The 14,606-nt window shown below is 60.5% G+C and carries 17 protein-coding genes and 1 pseudogene; 7 read left to right on the top strand and 11 right to left on the bottom strand.

Features of this window, described 5'->3' with window-relative positions; all coding sequences use genetic code 11:
- Positions 1–144 (bottom strand): annotated as a pseudogene (locus ACIP8I_RS23420) (elongation factor P); the annotation flags it as partial.
- A gap of 48 nt (positions 145–192) precedes the next feature.
- Positions 193–1,335, bottom strand: a complete 1,143-nt coding sequence (gene earP, locus ACIP8I_RS23415; RefSeq protein WP_400764291.1) for an elongation factor P maturation arginine rhamnosyltransferase EarP — start codon at positions 1,333–1,335, stop codon at positions 193–195.
- Positions 1,336–1,459: 124 nt separating this feature from the next.
- Here earP and ACIP8I_RS23410 point away from each other — a divergent pair, with 124 nt between their 5' ends.
- Entirely contained in the window at positions 1,460–1,870 is a 411-nt protein-coding gene (locus ACIP8I_RS23410) for a hypothetical protein (RefSeq protein WP_400764289.1), read from the top strand.
- A 2-nt stretch (positions 1,871–1,872) separates the two neighbouring features.
- Positions 1,873–2,355 carry a GreA/GreB family elongation factor gene (locus ACIP8I_RS23405; RefSeq protein WP_400764286.1) on the top strand — a complete coding sequence of 161 codons (483 nt, stop codon included), beginning with the start codon at positions 1,873–1,875 and terminating at the stop codon, positions 2,353–2,355.
- Positions 2,356–2,364: 9 nt separating this feature from the next.
- Here ACIP8I_RS23405 and cysB read toward each other — a convergent pair whose 3' ends face one another.
- The 5 genes from cysB to ACIP8I_RS23380 all read right to left on the bottom strand — a co-directional run bounded on the left by cysB (position 2,365) and on the right by ACIP8I_RS23380 (position 6,331).
- Positions 2,365–3,339 (bottom strand): HTH-type transcriptional regulator CysB, encoded by a 975-nt coding sequence (gene cysB, locus ACIP8I_RS23400; protein WP_007908591.1) that lies wholly within the window; start codon positions 3,337–3,339, stop codon positions 2,365–2,367.
- A gap of 113 nt (positions 3,340–3,452) precedes the next feature.
- On the bottom strand, positions 3,453–3,956 hold the full coding sequence (locus ACIP8I_RS23395; RefSeq protein ID WP_007964801.1) for a universal stress protein: 504 nt from the start codon (positions 3,954–3,956) through the stop codon (positions 3,453–3,455).
- 97 nt (positions 3,957–4,053) lie between these two features.
- The gene (locus tag ACIP8I_RS23390) at positions 4,054–4,959 is read right to left on the bottom strand and encodes a 5'-nucleotidase (RefSeq protein WP_027613454.1); all 906 of its coding nucleotides are present in this window, start codon (positions 4,957–4,959) and stop codon (positions 4,054–4,056) included.
- 28 nt (positions 4,960–4,987) lie between these two features.
- Complete coding sequence (locus ACIP8I_RS23385) at positions 4,988–5,944, bottom strand: putative 2-dehydropantoate 2-reductase (RefSeq protein WP_400764283.1); 957 nt, start codon at positions 5,942–5,944, stop codon at positions 4,988–4,990.
- Complete coding sequence (locus tag ACIP8I_RS23380) at positions 5,945–6,331, bottom strand: thioredoxin family protein (protein WP_400764280.1); 387 nt, start codon at positions 6,329–6,331, stop codon at positions 5,945–5,947.
- Between ACIP8I_RS23380 and ACIP8I_RS23375 the strand changes: the two genes are divergently transcribed.
- Together ACIP8I_RS23375 and ACIP8I_RS23370 are read left to right on the top strand one after the other, a co-directional pair.
- Positions 6,330–6,773, top strand: coding sequence for a PilZ domain-containing protein (locus ACIP8I_RS23375; RefSeq protein ID WP_007964792.1), 444 nt, complete (start codon positions 6,330–6,332; stop codon positions 6,771–6,773). The genes ACIP8I_RS23380 and ACIP8I_RS23375 overlap by 2 nt on opposite strands.
- 129 nt (positions 6,774–6,902) lie before the next feature.
- Positions 6,903–7,979, top strand: a complete 1,077-nt coding sequence (locus ACIP8I_RS23370; RefSeq protein WP_003226802.1) for a 3-deoxy-7-phosphoheptulonate synthase — start codon at positions 6,903–6,905, stop codon at positions 7,977–7,979.
- 60 nt (positions 7,980–8,039) lie between these two features.
- Here the strand turns inward: ACIP8I_RS23370 and ACIP8I_RS23365 are convergent, their stop codons facing one another.
- Complete coding sequence (locus tag ACIP8I_RS23365) at positions 8,040–8,321, bottom strand: GNAT family N-acetyltransferase (RefSeq protein ID WP_003226804.1); 282 nt, start codon at positions 8,319–8,321, stop codon at positions 8,040–8,042.
- Positions 8,322–8,956: 635 nt separating this feature from the next.
- Between ACIP8I_RS23365 and oprI the strand changes: the two genes are divergently transcribed.
- Positions 8,957–9,208: an outer membrane lipoprotei OprI gene (gene oprI, locus ACIP8I_RS23360; protein WP_003199355.1), complete on the top strand. Its 252-nt coding sequence runs from the start codon at positions 8,957–8,959 to the stop codon at positions 9,206–9,208.
- A gap of 122 nt (positions 9,209–9,330) precedes the next feature.
- Here the strand turns inward: oprI and ACIP8I_RS23355 are convergent, their stop codons facing one another.
- From ACIP8I_RS23355 to ACIP8I_RS23345, 3 genes are all read right to left on the bottom strand, one after another.
- On the bottom strand, positions 9,331–10,302 hold the full coding sequence (locus tag ACIP8I_RS23355) for a L,D-transpeptidase family protein (RefSeq protein WP_007964790.1): 972 nt from the start codon (positions 10,300–10,302) through the stop codon (positions 9,331–9,333).
- A gap of 136 nt (positions 10,303–10,438) precedes the next feature.
- Positions 10,439–10,732: a hypothetical protein gene (locus ACIP8I_RS23350; protein ID WP_003226812.1), complete on the bottom strand. Its 294-nt coding sequence runs from the start codon at positions 10,730–10,732 to the stop codon at positions 10,439–10,441.
- Between the two features lie 57 nt (positions 10,733–10,789).
- Positions 10,790–11,395, bottom strand: coding sequence for an arylesterase (locus ACIP8I_RS23345; RefSeq protein ID WP_007964780.1), 606 nt, complete (start codon positions 11,393–11,395; stop codon positions 10,790–10,792).
- Positions 11,396–11,405: 10 nt separating this feature from the next.
- Between ACIP8I_RS23345 and ACIP8I_RS23340 the strand changes: the two genes are divergently transcribed.
- The gene (locus ACIP8I_RS23340; protein WP_103483839.1) at positions 11,406–12,089 is read left to right on the top strand and encodes an ABC transporter ATP-binding protein; all 684 of its coding nucleotides are present in this window, start codon (positions 11,406–11,408) and stop codon (positions 12,087–12,089) included.
- Positions 12,089–14,593, top strand: a complete 2,505-nt coding sequence (locus ACIP8I_RS23335) for an ABC transporter permease (RefSeq protein ID WP_400764273.1) — start codon at positions 12,089–12,091, stop codon at positions 14,591–14,593. Before ACIP8I_RS23340 ends, ACIP8I_RS23335 begins: the two co-directional genes overlap by 1 nt.
- The last annotated feature ends 13 nt before the right edge of the window (positions 14,594–14,606 follow it).

Genomic DNA, 14,606 nt, shown 5'->3' with positions numbered 1-14,606 from the left:
GAAACCTGTAAGCACGTTATTCAGCTTTGTCTTCATTATCGCGATGTTAAGGCACGACTTGGTGAATTAATCATTCTGAACCAGCCAAGGATCGTTGTCGATACGGATCACGGTACCGGGTTTGAGTTCTTTACCAGTTTTCATTGCGAATATCCGAATTTGGATGGGATTTACAAAAATCTAGGCCGCGTATCATATCCAATTTAGGTAAAACCTTACCAGCGCCGTGGCAAGATCCGCCTGCAAGCCTTGTTCCAGACACCACGCCTCGGCGTTTTCCTGCAGCTCTGGCCAGTGTTTACGGGCCTGGAGCCAGTGCTCGCCGATCGGCTGCCCGGCACTCCAGGCCCGCCACAGACCGCTCATCGCCTCGGCTGCGGCCGGCGAAAGTCCTTTGGTGTAGAGCGCGAGAAAGGCGTCGAGCTTGTCCAGATGGATGTCTTCGTCCTGCTGATAGATGTGCCAGAGCATCGGTCGCCCGGCCCACTGCGCCCGGACGAACGAGTCTTCACCGCGCACCGCGTTGAAATCGCAGCACCACAGCAACTGATCATATTGATCCTGACGAACGAACGGCAGCACCTGCACCGTCAGCGCCTGGCGCACGTCCAGATCGCCGACAGCCAATGCATCGACCCCGAGCCAGCGCGCAACATCACCGAGAATCCGCCCTTCCGGCACCAGCAGATGGGTCGGCGTGCTGTCGGCCGCCAGCACGTCCAACCAACTGTCCAGCCCGGCATTTTCATAGGCAAACAACGAGATCAGCTGTGCGTCCGCTGCGCGATCTACGCCCAGGCCTTGCAGGAATTGTCGCTGCGCAGCCGCGTCCTGCTGAAATTGCCGACGCCGCTCAAGCAGACCGCTTTCACGTAGCAAGCCGCCCGTCCCCGGCTGAAATCCGGGAAAGAAAAAGAATTTCTGCACCGACTTGTACTTCACCGACGGCAAACCGTGACAACCGGTGACCCAGTCTTCGGCGCTGAGGTAATCGAGGTTCATCCACAGCGGCGGCTGTTGCCGCTCGGCCATGGCGTCCATGTAAGCGGTTGGCAACTGACAAGCGAACGCAGCGATCACCACGTCCGCCGCCGAGGTCTGCGGCCAGTCGCTCGGCCAGTGCCGCACTTCGACCCCCTGCTGCGATTGCTGGGCAAGGTTGATGTCGATCTCGGGGCAGATTCGCTCAAAGGCACGCAGGTCATCGACCCACAAGCGCACCGCCAGTCCATGTTCGGCCACCAGTTGCCGGGCCAGACGCCAGGTCACGCCGATGTCGCCATAGTTGTCGACCACGGTGCAAAAAATATCCCAGCGGGTTTTCGGTACCGGCATGCAAGACTCCCGTTGGCAAAAGCGCTGATTGTCCGCATAAATGACCTCGCGCAGAAGAGCCGACGGCGATTAATCTTCGTGCGACAATCGCCACTTGCCCGCAATCATCCGCCAGGAGGCAGCCATGCCCTATCGCCCCAACCCGCGTCGTCCCTTGCCCGTTCAGCTTAGCGCGCTGCAACTGACCGGCAGTATTGCCCTGGGCATGTGGCTGGGCTTTCTGGCCATCGCCCTGACCTGCTGGCTGATTTCGCGGTTCGTGTTGACCGAGCAACTGGCACCGGTTGCCCAGGCCGTGCAGCAACTGGCCCAGCCGCCAGCGGCGGTCCAGGTGCAACCGGACATTCCGCCACAGAGTCCGCTGTTCGACCAATATGAGGAAAACCTGCGCAAGAACGAGCAGCAGAATCGCCTCGATCAGGCTCGCAGCAGCACGCGCAATCAGTCGAACCCCAAGTGCCAGTTCTGGCTGCAACAGGACCAGACCGCGCCGAGCGAAAAGAGCCGCGCCAACGTTTTGCAATTCTGCGATTGATCATGAACAAACACACCGTCCACCAACTGATCCTCGACAAACTGCGCGTCGACCTCGACATCGCCGAGCGCGCCGCTCAGACCGCGTACGAAACCGCGACCCACGAGGAGAACATCGCCGAGAACAAGTACGACACCCTCGGGCTTGAGGCGTCTTATCTGGCAGCGGGCCAGGCGAAACGGGTCGAGGAAATCCGTCAGTCACTGGCGCTGTGCCAGAACCTGACGCTGCGCGCCTACGACGAAAATCGCGGCATCGAGATCGGCGCCATGCTCGGTCTGGAAGACGAAAAGGGTCGCGAGCAATGGCTGTTTCTGGCCCCGGATGCGGCGGGTCTGAAAGTCGATGTGGTGGGTCAGCCGATTACCGTCATCACCCCGCGCTCGCCGCTGGGCAAAAGCCTGCTGGGCAAGTTCGAGGGCGATGAAGTGGAGATTCTGGTGGCGGGCACCCGGCAACAGTTTGCTGTCACCGAGGTGCTTTGAGGCAGGGTCTTAGTGGACCGGCAGTTCGACGCCGTCGAACAGCTCTTCCAGTTCCTGCTTGTTGTGGCACTGGATGGCTTTGGCCATTACTTCGCGGGTCAGGTGCGGGGCGAACTTCTCGATGAAGTCGCACATGAAACCACGCAGGAAGGTACCGCGACGGAAACCGATCTTGGTGATGCTCGACTCGAACAGTTCGCTGGCATCCAGCACCACCAGGTCGTTATCAAGTTTGGTGTCGACCGCCATTTTGGCGACGATGCCCACACCCAGGCCCAGACGCACGTAGGTTTTGATCACGTCGGCGTCGGCCGCGGTGAACACCACTTTCGGCGTCAGGCCACGATGGCTGAAGGCTTCGTCGAGTTTCGAACGGCCGGTGAAACCGAACACGTAAGTCACGATCGGGTATTCGGCCAGCGCTTCGAGGGTCAGTTTCGGCAGCTTGGTCAGCGGGTGGCCCTGGGGCACGACCACGCAACGGTTCCAGCGATAGCACGGCATCATCACCAGATCGCCGAACAGTTCCAGTGCTTCGGTGGCGATGGCGAAATCGACGGTGCCGTCAGCGGCCATCTCGGCGATCTGCATCGGCGAACCCTGGTGCATGTGCAGCGCCACGTCCGGGTATTGCTTGATGAAATTGCTGATCACCGGCGGCAATGCATAACGCGCCTGGGTGTGAGTGGTGGCGATCGACAGGGTGCCTTTCTTCTCGTTGGAGAATTCCTGGGCAATCTGCTTGATGCTTTCAACCTTGCGCAGGATTTCGCCGGCGGTGGTGATGATGCGCTCGCCGGCCGGGGTGACGCGGGTCAGGTGCTTGCCGCTGCGGGCAAACACTTCAACGCCAAGTTCGTCTTCCAGCAGGCGGATCTGTTTACTGATACCCGGTTGCGAGGTGTAAAGGCTTTGGGCGGTAGCGGAAACGTTGAGGTCGTGGTGCGCCACTTCCCAGATGTAGCGCAATTGTTGAAGCTTCATATGTATCCCTCAAAGCAGGTAGACGCCACGGGCATCAGCGACGGTATATAACTATATTAATGGTTTGACGAATAAATCTAGAACTTTTTTATCAAAATGCCATTATTCCCGCTTCAGCGATCCTCCCGGCGCCGACGCTCCACCAACGGCACCAGATAAACCGGCACCTTGGCCAATTGCAGGACCCGGGTCGCCGTGCGCCCCAAAGGCGTTTCCGCCCCTACGCCGTGGCTGTGAGTGCCTACGATCAGCAAATCCACAGAGAGTTTCTGCACCTGGTCGAGAATCACCTGCGCCGGATCGCCCTGCACTACCCGAACCGCGCGAATCCGCTGCAGATCCTGCTCACCCTCATCGCCGAGTTCCTCACGAAAACTGTCCAGCACCCGCTGCTCGATATTGGCGATGACAGTTTTCAGACCCTGACTGTGAAATTCGTTCAATGCCTGTTCGTCGAGATAACTCTGCAACACCGATTCGGCAAACAGCCCCATGGGTTCCACTGCATGCACCACATACAAGTCGGCATTGAATGTCCGCGCCAGCGCCAAGGCATGCTGCATCACTAACGGTGCGTACAGACCGAGGTCAGTGGCATACAGCATCGAACGAATCATATGACCTCCTCGCGTGCCAACATGGCGGAGATTGATTCAGCTTAGCAGTGCCTTGGCGAGTACGACGTGCCACGCAACGTCTTGAAGCACAGGGGCTTTAGATCGACGGTTCGTTGCTGATGCCATGCGGTACGTGACCGGTGGCGACCACTTCGCGCGCGGCCTCGCAGTGGCCGGTCTGATCGTCGAAGAACACATCGGCAGCGAAGGCTTCGAGAAACGCCGATTTGGTCAGCCCGCCGAGAAACAGCGACTCGTCGAGACGGATATCCCATTCGCGCAAGGTACGAATCACCCGCTCATGGGCCGGCGCCGAACGCGCGGTGACCAGCGCCGTGCGAATCGGGCAGTCGTCCTCGGGGAACTCGCGTTGCAGCGCATTGAGTGCCGCCAGAAACCCCTTGAACGGCCCACCGCGCAATGGCTCGCGCGCCGACTCGCGTTCCTTGGCCTGAAACGCCAGCAGCCCGCCAGCCTGATAAACGCGCTCGGATTCGTCGGAAAACAACACCGCGTCGCCGTCGAAGGCGATGCGCAACTCATCACTGGCCGCGCGACTGGCGCCGCCGGAGAGAATCGTCGCCGCCGCAAACCCGGCGTCCAGTGCCGCGCGTACGTCTTCGGCATGCGTCGACAGAAACAAGTCACAGCCAAACGCTTTGAGATAGGGATACGGACTGCGCCCGCCGACGAAGGCCGCCCGCGAGATGTCCAGCCCATAATGATCGATCGAGTTGAACGCGCGCAGCCCGGTGTCGGCGCTGTTACGCGAGACCAGAATCACCTCGACCCGGGCGCGGTCGAGGCGACTGTTGAGGCTCAGGAGTTTTTCCACCAGGGGAAAGGCATCGCCGGGCGCGAGAATCTCGTCTTCGTGCTCGATCTGGTATTGCCGATACGCTTCGACGCCACTCGCCAGGTAGACCTTGTGACTCTCGCTCAGGTCGAACAAGGCGCGAGACGAAATCGCCAGCACCAGTTTGTCATCGATGTTCTTGGCCATGCCTTCCCCACTCCCCCAGAAAACCGACTCAGGTGTTGCGTCGGTCGATGAAACTCAATGTGCGATACAGCGCCTCGATTCGTGGCAACTCACATCCTGCCGCTTTGGCTGCGGCCAATGGCCGGGCATAAATAGCCTCCAGCTCCAGCGGCCGTTTATGCAGGAAATCGTGGTACATGCTCGGCCAATAGTCAGGCATCTTTTCAGTCATCACGAACAGGTATTCGGCATAACCGGGCGGTATTTCATGACCACAGGCCTTGGCGCCCTGCACCACTTCAGCCATCAACGCCTGGATCAGCGCGCGACTGTCCGCGTCGGCCATCAGCGGCGTGGTGCCGGCGCCGAGCAACACCGAGAGACCGTTGTAGGGAATATTCCACACCAGTTTCTGCCAGCGCGCCTGTTGCAGATTGGGCATCGCCTGCGAATCGATGCCAGCGGCGCGGAACAGACCGGCGCCCTCCTCGACCAGCGCCGTGCGCGCCGCTTCATCCGCCACCGGGCCACTGTGATAGCCGACATTCACCGCACCCAAGGCCTGATGGGTGATGTGCCCGGGACCTTCGCGATGCACGCAGATCAGGCACAGACCGCCGAGCAGATGCAGGGAAGCGGGCAGCAAATCGCGCAGGCTGTCTTCGACGTCCAGACCGTTTTGCAGCACCAGCACTTTCGCGCCGGGCCTGGCCGCGGCAATGATCGCCGGGGCCAGACCGGCGCTGCTGGTGGTCTTGGCGCCGACCAGCAACCAGTCGCAAGCCGGCATGTCCTCGGCCTTCGCATAGGCCTGCACCGGGTTCAGCGTCAGGGTGCCATGCACGGCACTGTCCACCTGCAAACCACGTTCGACCACCGCCGAGAATTCACTGCGCAGTAAAAAGTGCACATCGAAACCGGCCCGCGCCAGCATCAGACCGTAAAACCCGCCAATCGCGCCGGTGCCGATAATCCCGATCACCGGTTTGCTGTCTGCTCCCACCATCTATGGCAACTCCTCTGCAATTCGACCCAGCGCCTGCGCCACTGCCGCGTTCAGCGCAGCGGCGGTCAGGCGCGTGTGCAATGCCCCAAAGAACTCGCCGTCGCGCACCACAAACAGCGCCGGCAAATGAAAGACCTGATAACGCTCCACCAACCCGCCATTGTTGCCGGCATCGATCCAGCACAGGCGATCCATCGCCAGCTCGAACCCCGGCAACACCTCTCTGGCATAGCGGCAGCTGGAACAGCCGACACTGGTGAAAATCACCAGCGAAACGCCGCTCATCGCCAGCAGCCGCTGGTCGGCGTCGAAATCGGTCAGCTCGGATTCGACCACTATACTGGGGGAAACAATGTCAAATGGCCGACACAGGGAGTCTGTGCTCATGGGACGTTTCATTCCTCATCCGGACGAAGTGCCGGTTGAATTAACCTTGCTCAAGCCCGAGTGTATTTCCAGGCAACAGCTGCACACTATCAGCCTCGGCGGGATCGCTTGCAATTATCACCGCGCCTGGCGCCACGGCACGGCGCTGCAAGTGCGCATGCCGACACTCAATGCCGACATCTGTTATCCGGGCTATGTCGCATGGTGTCTGCGGCGCAAAAAAGGCTATCTGGTGGGGATCGCGTTCACTGATGAGCAGACGCTGTTCAGCGCCCGGATGGGCGAACAGGTGTGCCAGATCGAACGTTATTGCCGCATGAACGAGGCCCACGACGATCTGCAGGATATTCAGGCGCTGGCCCTGCAATGGGTCGAACAACACGCCGACGAGTTCTCGCACGACAGCGTGCGCAAGGCTTTTGCCCAGCCAGTGCTGGATTAAAGCCGCGTTTGCCCATTGTCGAGCCGCGTCTGACGCGCTAAGGTTCGGCTCCCCGACGCGCTTAAATCTGCTGTGCTCCGCCGCGCGGGGATCGCTGGCGGCCGGCACCCGTGACCTGACGAGTAAACGATGGCTGATTTACCGATCAACGACCTAAACGTCGCCTCTAACGAGACCCTGATCACTCCCGATCAGCTCAAGCGTGATATCCCTCTGAGCGATGCTGCGCTGCGCACCGTCACCAAGGGCCGCGAAGTCATTCGCAACATTCTTGATGGCACCGACCACCGTCTGTTCGTAGTGATCGGCCCGTGCTCGATCCACGATATCAAGGCTGCCCACGAATACGCCGATCGCCTCAAGGTGTTGGCGGAGGAAGTCTCCGACACCCTGTATCTGGTCATGCGTGTGTATTTCGAGAAGCCACGGACCACCGTTGGCTGGAAAGGCCTGATCAACGATCCGTACCTGGATGACTCGTTCAAGATTCAGGACGGCCTGCACATCGGTCGCCAGTTGCTGCTGGACCTGGCCGAGAAAGGCCTGCCAACCGCCACCGAAGCGCTCGATCCGATCTCCCCGCAGTACCTGCAGGACCTGATCAGTTGGTCGGCCATCGGCGCGCGTACCACCGAATCCCAGACTCACCGTGAAATGGCTTCCGGCCTGTCCTCGGCCGTCGGCTTCAAGAACGGCACCGACGGCGGCCTGACCGTGGCGATCAACGCCCTGCAGTCGGTGTCCAGCCCGCACCGTTTCCTCGGTATCAACCAGGAAGGTGGCGTGTCGATCGTCACCACCAAGGGCAACGCCTACGGTCACGTGGTGCTGCGTGGCGGCAACGGCAAGCCGAACTACGATTCGGTCAGCGTCGCCCTGTGCGAACAGGCGCTGAACAAGGCAAAAATCAAACCGAACATCATGGTCGATTGCAGCCACGCCAACTCCAACAAGGATCCGGCCCTGCAACCGCTGGTGATGGAGAACGTCGCCAACCAGATCCTCGAAGGCAACCAGTCGATCATCGGTCTGATGGTCGAGAGTCATCTGAACTGGGGCTGCCAGGCCATCCCGAAAGACCTCGCCGACCTGCAATACGGCGTGTCGATCACCGATGCCTGCATCGACTGGTCCGCCACCGAGAACACGCTGCGCAGCATGCACGCCAAGCTCAAGGATGTTCTGCCGAAACGTCAGCGCAGCTGATCAGCGTTTCACGGGCATAAAAAAACGCCGGGCATTGCCCGGCGTTTTTGTGTGTGCGATTCAGATCTTGGCGGCGCGGCGCTGATGACGTTCCATGTAGCGCTCGACGTAGGAGCACGACGGGATCACCGTGTAGCCCATTTCTTCGGCGTACTGCAGCGCGCTTTCGGTCAGCGCGGCGGCAATGCCGCGACCGCGCAGGGCGTTGGGCACGAAGGTGCGATAGATATCCAGGGTCTGTTTCCCCAGATCCATATAGGTCAGGTAGGCACGATGACCGTCCACATTGGTCTCGAACTGATGACCAGCCTGGTCATGGTGGATGGACAACGCCTCGCTCATCACTACTCCTCGCGGGTCTTGAATTCTGACCCCTACCTTACCGATGTTTTTCCGGCGAAGGAACATCTACGCCACCCCGTGCCTGATGGACACCGAGAAAAACCACACCGATCTCGCGCAACCGAGCACGTGATAAATAGTAGGCACCATTGGCGAAAATGCTCAAGGTGCGCTCGTCATCATGCTCGTTGACCGGGTGACTCCGATGGACGCAGCGGCGAGAGCAGGGAGGATCTTCCCGAAGCGCTCACCGGAACATTGCCGAATGTCGAGACTTAAGACGCGGGCGCTTCTTTAAAGTCACCTCAAGAGCGACAAAGATATGTGAGGCGTCATGCAAAATCGGAACAAAAGTGTAGACGAATTCATCTAGGCAGACTTGGTGCAACACGCAGAAACAGCACCGGGCGGCGGGAACTTTTTCTCATTAACACGCTCAGGCCGGGGCTTGCAGCTGGATATTTTTTATACAGCCCAGTTAAAAGTTGCTCGAAAAAGAATCAACGCCTACAATTTTTTTTGCTTCTTGCGCTCCGTCAGTTTACTTACTACAAGTAATGGGTAGTATGTACGCCGGCTATTTCCTCAATCGGAGGAGAAAGCCACTTAATTGAAAGTCCTTGAAGGGGAACACGATGAACAACGTTCTGAAATTCTCTGCTCTGGCTCTGGCCGCAGTTCTGGCTACCGGTTGCAGCAGCGCATCGAAAGAAACCGAAGCACGTCTGACCGCTACTGAAGACGCAGCTGCTCGCTCCCAAGCTCGTGCAGACGAAGCTTACCGTAAAGCTGATGAAGCTCTGGCTGCTGCTCAAAAAGCACAACAGACTGCTGACGAAGCTAACGAGCGTGCTCTGCGTATGCTGGACAAAGCTAGCCGCAAGTAATAATCCCTCGGGATTGTTATCAAGCCGACCCATTTTTTGGGTCGGCTTTTTTATTGCCGGCAGCTTTGTCCAGGCAATAAAAAACCCGCCGACGCTTAAGCATCGGCGGGTCCGGATCGAGCTTACTGTTGCAAGTCGATCGGTGTGCTCGAAACCATCGGCGCCGAGGTATTCGGCGTGCCGATTTCAGTTGGCAGGCCATCTTCGGCCGCCACCACGTCACGCACCACATCCCAGTTCACGCGCAGATTGTTGGTGACATCTTCACGCTTGAGCATCGCGTTGATCACCGCTGTGTGCTTGTCGACCACCGACGGGTTGCCCTTGTCATCGATTGGCGTGTGCGCTTCGAGATACACCTTGCCGCCACTGCTGCCGAACTTGTACGCATCGTTGAGAATGCGCACCGAAGTGCCGACCGGCACCATGGCCGCCATTTCCAGCACGTTGTTGTTGAACATGCGGAAGCAACCGTGGCTGGTGCGCATGCCGATACCGAACTTCTTGTTCGAACCATGGATCAGGTAGCCCGGAGTGCCCAGGGTGAACTTGAACGGACCCAGCGGGTTGTCCGGGCCGGCCGGTACCACGTTCGGCAGCGGATCACCGTCGGCGGCGTGCTCGGCCTTGATCGACGCTGGAGGCGTCCAGGTCGGGTTCGGCGTCTTGGCGGTGATCGAGGTGTGCGCGATTGGCGACCCCCAACCTTCACGCCCAATCCCCAGCGGGAAGGTGTACACCACGTTGCGGCCTTTCGGGAAATAGTAGAGACGGTACTCGGCAAGGTTGATCACGATGCCTTCACGCGGACCCGGCGGCAGAATGAACCGGGTCGGCAGGACGATTTCGGTACCGGCGCCCGGCAGCCAGGCATCGACGCCCGGGTTGGCCGCAACCATCTCCGAATAACCCAGGTCGTATTGGGTGCCCAGGTCAGCGAAGGTATCTTCGTACTTGGCCTTGATCACCTGCACCTGGCCGATGATGTCCTCACCGGGTGGTGGCAGGGGAAACTCCAATGCAGCAACGGGACCGGCCACACACAGGGCGGCAAGTGACAGGCAGCGGGTGACGGCAGGAAAGCGCGGCAACATCCGGAAAATCCTTCGCATGATCAACAAGGGTATAAGAGCGCGATTGTACACCGCACCTCGAGAATTCGGGGAGATGCGCCGATGGGCAGCCAGAAGTCTTCATGTAGGAGCTGCCGCAGGCTGCGATCTGTTGATCTTAAAGCTCGAAACGCAACTCAGGCCAGATCGGCGAGGTGCCGCGCTTCTGCGATTCAAGAATCGCCCGGCACAACGAACACAGACGCTGATCCTGGAACACCCGGCGATCCACACTCGACCAGCGCGGTTGCGCCGGCAGCAGACTGCCACACAACGTGCGGTCTGCCGAGCCACCGAGTTCGAGCTGACGGGTCACCAGATGCACCCGCACTTCCTGGCAGGCGAACAGATCCAGCTGTTCGTCAGGCTCGATCAGTTGGTAGGCAAACAGGGACCAGGCAGGACGCGGCATCGGGGGCTCCAAATAAGGGGGCGCCACATTAGCCGAAAGCCTGCCGCTAGAAAAGCCTCATAACAGCGGTTTTAGCGTCGGCCAGACATTTTCCAGCAACTTGCCCTGAGCCCCGGCTGCCGGGTGCAGACCATCGGCCTGCATCAGCTCGGGATGCCCGCCTACACCGTCGAGGAAAAATGGCACCAGCGGTATTTTTTTATCGTCGGCGAGTTTGCCGTAGACCTCGGCGAAAGCATCGGTGTAACGCTTGCCGTAGTTGGGCGGCAATTGCATGCCCAGCAGCAGCACCTTGGCGCCGCTCTGACGCGAGCTGTCGATCATCGCCGCAAGGTTTTGTTGCAATTGCGTTGGCGGCATTCCGCGCAGGCCGTCATTGCCCCCCAATTCGAGGATCACCAGCTCCGGCTTGTGCTCTGCAAGCAGCGCCGGCAGGCGTGCCTGGCCTCCGGCACTGGTATCGCCGCTGATGGAGGCGTTGACCACTTTATCGTCAAAACCCTCCTGCTTGAGCCGTTGCTCGAGCAGCGATACCCACCCCAGGCGGGTATCCAGTCCGAAACCGGCGCTGATACTATCGCCAACGATCAGGACAGTACCCGCCGCTGCGTTCTGGGCCATGCACATCAAGGCCAGGCCAGCACTCAAAAACCACACACGCATCGGATTCTCCATGGGCGCAAGCATTCTCACCGCGAAGAACCTCAGCAAAGTGGTTCCCAGCGCGGAAGGTGAACTGACTATCCTGCACGAACTCAGCCTGGAACTGAACAAGGGCGACAGCCTGGCCATCGTTGGCGCGTCCGGTTCCGGCAAATCCACCCTGCTCGGCCTGCTCGCCGGCCTCGATCTGCCAAGCAGCGGCGAAGTCATCCTCGCCGGGCAATCCCTGGGCAATCTCGACGAAGACCAGCGCGCGCGCATCCGCGCCGAACACGTGGGTTTTGTCTTTCAGTCCTTCCAGTTGCTCGACAGTCTCAACGCGCTGGAAAACGTCATGCTGCCGCTGGAACTCGATGGCCGCAAAGACGCCCGTGAGCGCGCCACTGAATTGCTGCAAAGGGTCGGCCTCGGCCAGCGCCTGACGCACTCGCCGCGCCAGCTCTCTGGCGGCGAACAACAGCGCGTGGCGATTGCCCGGGCCTTCGCTGCCGAGCCGGACGTGCTATTCGCAGACGAACCCACCGGCAACCTCGACAGCCACACCGGCGAGCGCATCAGCGACTTGCTGTTCGAATTGAACAAGGAACGCGGCACCACCCTGGTGCTGGTGACCCACGACGAACGCCTGGCCCATCGCTGCCGGCGCCTGATCCGACTTGAAGCCGGGCTGCTGGTCGCCCCTCTGGAGCCTTGATGGCACGTCTGCCGCTGTTGCGTCTGTTCAGTCTCGCGCTACGTCAACTCATGCGCGATGCCCGCGCCGGGGAATTGCGGGTGTTGTTTTTTGCCTTGGTCGTGGCAGTGGCCGCGAGTACCGCCATCGGCTACTTCGGCGCCCGCCTCAACGGTGCAATGATGCTGCGCGCCACCGAGTTCCTTGGCGCCGACCTGGTGCTGGAGGGCAGCTCGCCAGCCCGCGACGAACAGATCCGCAGCGGCACCGAGCTGCGCTTGAATCATGCGCAGGTGGTGGAATTTTCCAGCGTCATTGCCACCGACAATGGCATTCAGTTATCGAGCATCAAAGCGGTCGACCGCGCCTATCCACTGCGCGGCGAACTGAAAAGTGCCCCGGCCCCGTTTGCCGCTGAAACCTCGGGCGGCGAGCCGCAACCCGGTGAAGCGTGGGTTGAAGCTCGTCTGCTGACTGCGCTGGATCTGAAGATCGGCGACAGCATCGACGTCGGCATGAAAACCCTGAAGCTGACCCGTGTGTTGACCTACGAACCGGATCGCGCCGGCAACTTCTACAGCCTCACGCCTCGGGTGATGATCAACCTCGAGGACCTCGCCGCCACTGGTGTGGTGCAGCCCGGCAGCCGCGTGAGCTATCGCGAGTTGTGGCGCGGCGAACCACAGGCACTGGAAACCTATCGGCAACTGCTCAAGCCGGGGTTGGCGGCAAATCAACGAATTCAGGATGCGCGCGACGGCAACCGGCAGATTGGCGGCGCACTGGGCAAGGCCGAGCGCTATCTGAACATGGCCAGTCTGGTCGCAGTGTTGCTCGCTGGCGTTGCAGTCGCGTTGTCGGCCAACCGCTTCGCCAGCCGCCGCTTCGATGCCAGCGCGCTGTTGCGCTGCCTTGGTCTGTCACGTCGGGAAACCATGCTGCTGTTCAGCATTCAATTGACCGTACTCGGTCTATTCGCTGCCCTCAGTGGCGCGGTGCTCGGCTGGCTGGCGCAGTTGGGACTGTTCGCTCTGCTGCATGATCTGCTACCCGCGGATGTGCCACCGGGCGGCCTGTTTCCGGCGCTCGCCGGGATCGGTACGGGGCTGGTGGCGCTCGCCGGGTTCGCCCTGCCGCCGCTTGCCGCACTGGGGCGGGTGCCACCATTGCGGGTACTGCGCCGTGACATGCTGCCGATCCCGTCGAGCACGTGGGTGGTCTATGGCGCGGCGCTGGGCGCACTCGGGTTGATCATGTGGCGCCTGAGTCTCGATCTATTGCTGACCTTCGCCCTGCTTGGCGGTGGCGTGGTCGCCGCGCTGGTGCTGGGTGGCTTGCTGCTGTTGCTGCTCAACAGCCTGCGACGGATGCTCGCCCGTGCGCCGCTGCCGTGGCGCCTCGGCCTGGGGCAGCTGCTGCGTCATCCACTGGCGGCGGCTGGTCAAGCACTGGCGTTCGGTTTGATCCTGTTGTCGATGGCACTGATCGCCCTGTTGCGTGGTGAACTGCTCGACACCTGGCAAAACCAGTTGCCGAAAAACGCCCCCAACTACTTCGCCCTGAACATCCTGCCGGCGGACAAACAGGCCTTCACCGATCACTTGATCAAGGTGTCCGCCCAAGCGGCGCCGTTGTACCCGGTGGTTCCGGGACGGCTGATCAGCATCAACGGCGAACCGGTGCAGCAAATCGTCAGCAAGGATTCGGCCGGCGACCGTGCCGTGCAACGCGACTTGAGCCTGACCTGGGCTGCCGACCTCCCGGCCGGCAACAAGCTCACCGCCGGTTCGTGGTGGACCGGGCAACCCTCGGATGACGTACCGGGCGTGTCGGTTGAAGGCAAAGTCGCCGAAAGCCTCAAGCTCAAACTCGGCGATCACATGGTGTTCAGCGTGGGCGGGGTCAATCGTGAGGCGAAGGTCACCAGCCTGCGCGAGATCAACTGGGACAACTTCCAACCGAACTTCTTCATGATCTTCCAGCCCGGCACGCTGAGAGATCTGCCGGCGACCTACCTGACCAGTTTCTATCTGGCACCCGGTCACGATCAGCAGATCGTCGAGCTGTCACGAGCATTCCCGGCGGTGACCATCCTGCAAGTCGAAGCGCTGCTGGAACAACTGCGCAGCATCCTCGCCCAGGTCACCCTGGCGGTGGAATACGTGTTGTTGTTTGTCCTGGCGGCGGGGATGGCGGTGCTGTTCTCCGGCTTGCAGGCAACGCTGGATGAACGCATTCGCCAAGGCGCACTGTTGCGCGCGCTGGGTGCGCAACGGCAATTGCTGGTCAAGGCGCGGCGCATCGAGTTCGGCTTGCTCGGGGCGGTCAGCGGCCTGCTCGCGGCCATCGGCTCGGAAGTGGTGAGTCTGGTGTTGTATCGCTATGCATTCGATCTGCCATGGCATCCGCATCCATGGCTGCTGGTGCTGCCATTGATTGGCGCCGCACTGATTGGCGGTGCCGGGGTGTTCGGCACGCGTCGGGCGTTGAATGCGAGTCCGCTGACAGTCTTGCGCGAGGGTTGATAGACTCCAGCCT

Source organism: Pseudomonas sp. NPDC088414 (assembly GCF_044753325.1).
Classification (GTDB): Bacteria; Pseudomonadota; Gammaproteobacteria; order Pseudomonadales; family Pseudomonadaceae; genus Aquipseudomonas.
This window is presented reverse-complemented; position numbering and strand designations above follow the sequence as displayed.

Coding starts and splice junctions, on each gene's coding strand:
- earP (WP_400764291.1), bottom strand. CDS start 1,335: ATGCCGGTACCGAAAACCCGCTGGGATATTTTTTGCACCGTGGTCGAC.
- ACIP8I_RS23410 (WP_400764289.1), top strand. CDS start 1,460: ATGCCCTATCGCCCCAACCCGCGTCGTCCCTTGCCCGTTCAGCTTAGC.
- ACIP8I_RS23405 (WP_400764286.1), top strand. CDS start 1,873: ATGAACAAACACACCGTCCACCAACTGATCCTCGACAAACTGCGCGTC.
- cysB (WP_007908591.1), bottom strand. CDS start 3,339: ATGAAGCTTCAACAATTGCGCTACATCTGGGAAGTGGCGCACCACGAC.
- ACIP8I_RS23395 (WP_007964801.1), bottom strand. CDS start 3,956: ATGATTCGTTCGATGCTGTATGCCACTGACCTCGGTCTGTACGCACCG.
- ACIP8I_RS23390 (WP_027613454.1), bottom strand. CDS start 4,959: ATGGCCAAGAACATCGATGACAAACTGGTGCTGGCGATTTCGTCTCGC.
- ACIP8I_RS23385 (WP_400764283.1), bottom strand. CDS start 5,944: ATGGTGGGAGCAGACAGCAAACCGGTGATCGGGATTATCGGCACCGGC.
- ACIP8I_RS23375 (WP_007964792.1), top strand. CDS start 6,330: ATGGGACGTTTCATTCCTCATCCGGACGAAGTGCCGGTTGAATTAACC.
- ACIP8I_RS23380 (WP_400764280.1), bottom strand. CDS start 6,331: ATGAGCACAGACTCCCTGTGTCGGCCATTTGACATTGTTTCCCCCAGT.
- ACIP8I_RS23370 (WP_003226802.1), top strand. CDS start 6,903: ATGGCTGATTTACCGATCAACGACCTAAACGTCGCCTCTAACGAGACC.
- ACIP8I_RS23365 (WP_003226804.1), bottom strand. CDS start 8,321: ATGAGCGAGGCGTTGTCCATCCACCATGACCAGGCTGGTCATCAGTTC.
- oprI (WP_003199355.1), top strand. CDS start 8,957: ATGAACAACGTTCTGAAATTCTCTGCTCTGGCTCTGGCCGCAGTTCTG.
- ACIP8I_RS23355 (WP_007964790.1), bottom strand. CDS start 10,302: ATGTTGCCGCGCTTTCCTGCCGTCACCCGCTGCCTGTCACTTGCCGCC.
- ACIP8I_RS23350 (WP_003226812.1), bottom strand. CDS start 10,732: ATGCCGCGTCCTGCCTGGTCCCTGTTTGCCTACCAACTGATCGAGCCT.
- ACIP8I_RS23345 (WP_007964780.1), bottom strand. CDS start 11,395: ATGCGTGTGTGGTTTTTGAGTGCTGGCCTGGCCTTGATGTGCATGGCC.
- ACIP8I_RS23340 (WP_103483839.1), top strand. CDS start 11,406: ATGGGCGCAAGCATTCTCACCGCGAAGAACCTCAGCAAAGTGGTTCCC.
- ACIP8I_RS23335 (WP_400764273.1), top strand. CDS start 12,089: ATGGCACGTCTGCCGCTGTTGCGTCTGTTCAGTCTCGCGCTACGTCAA.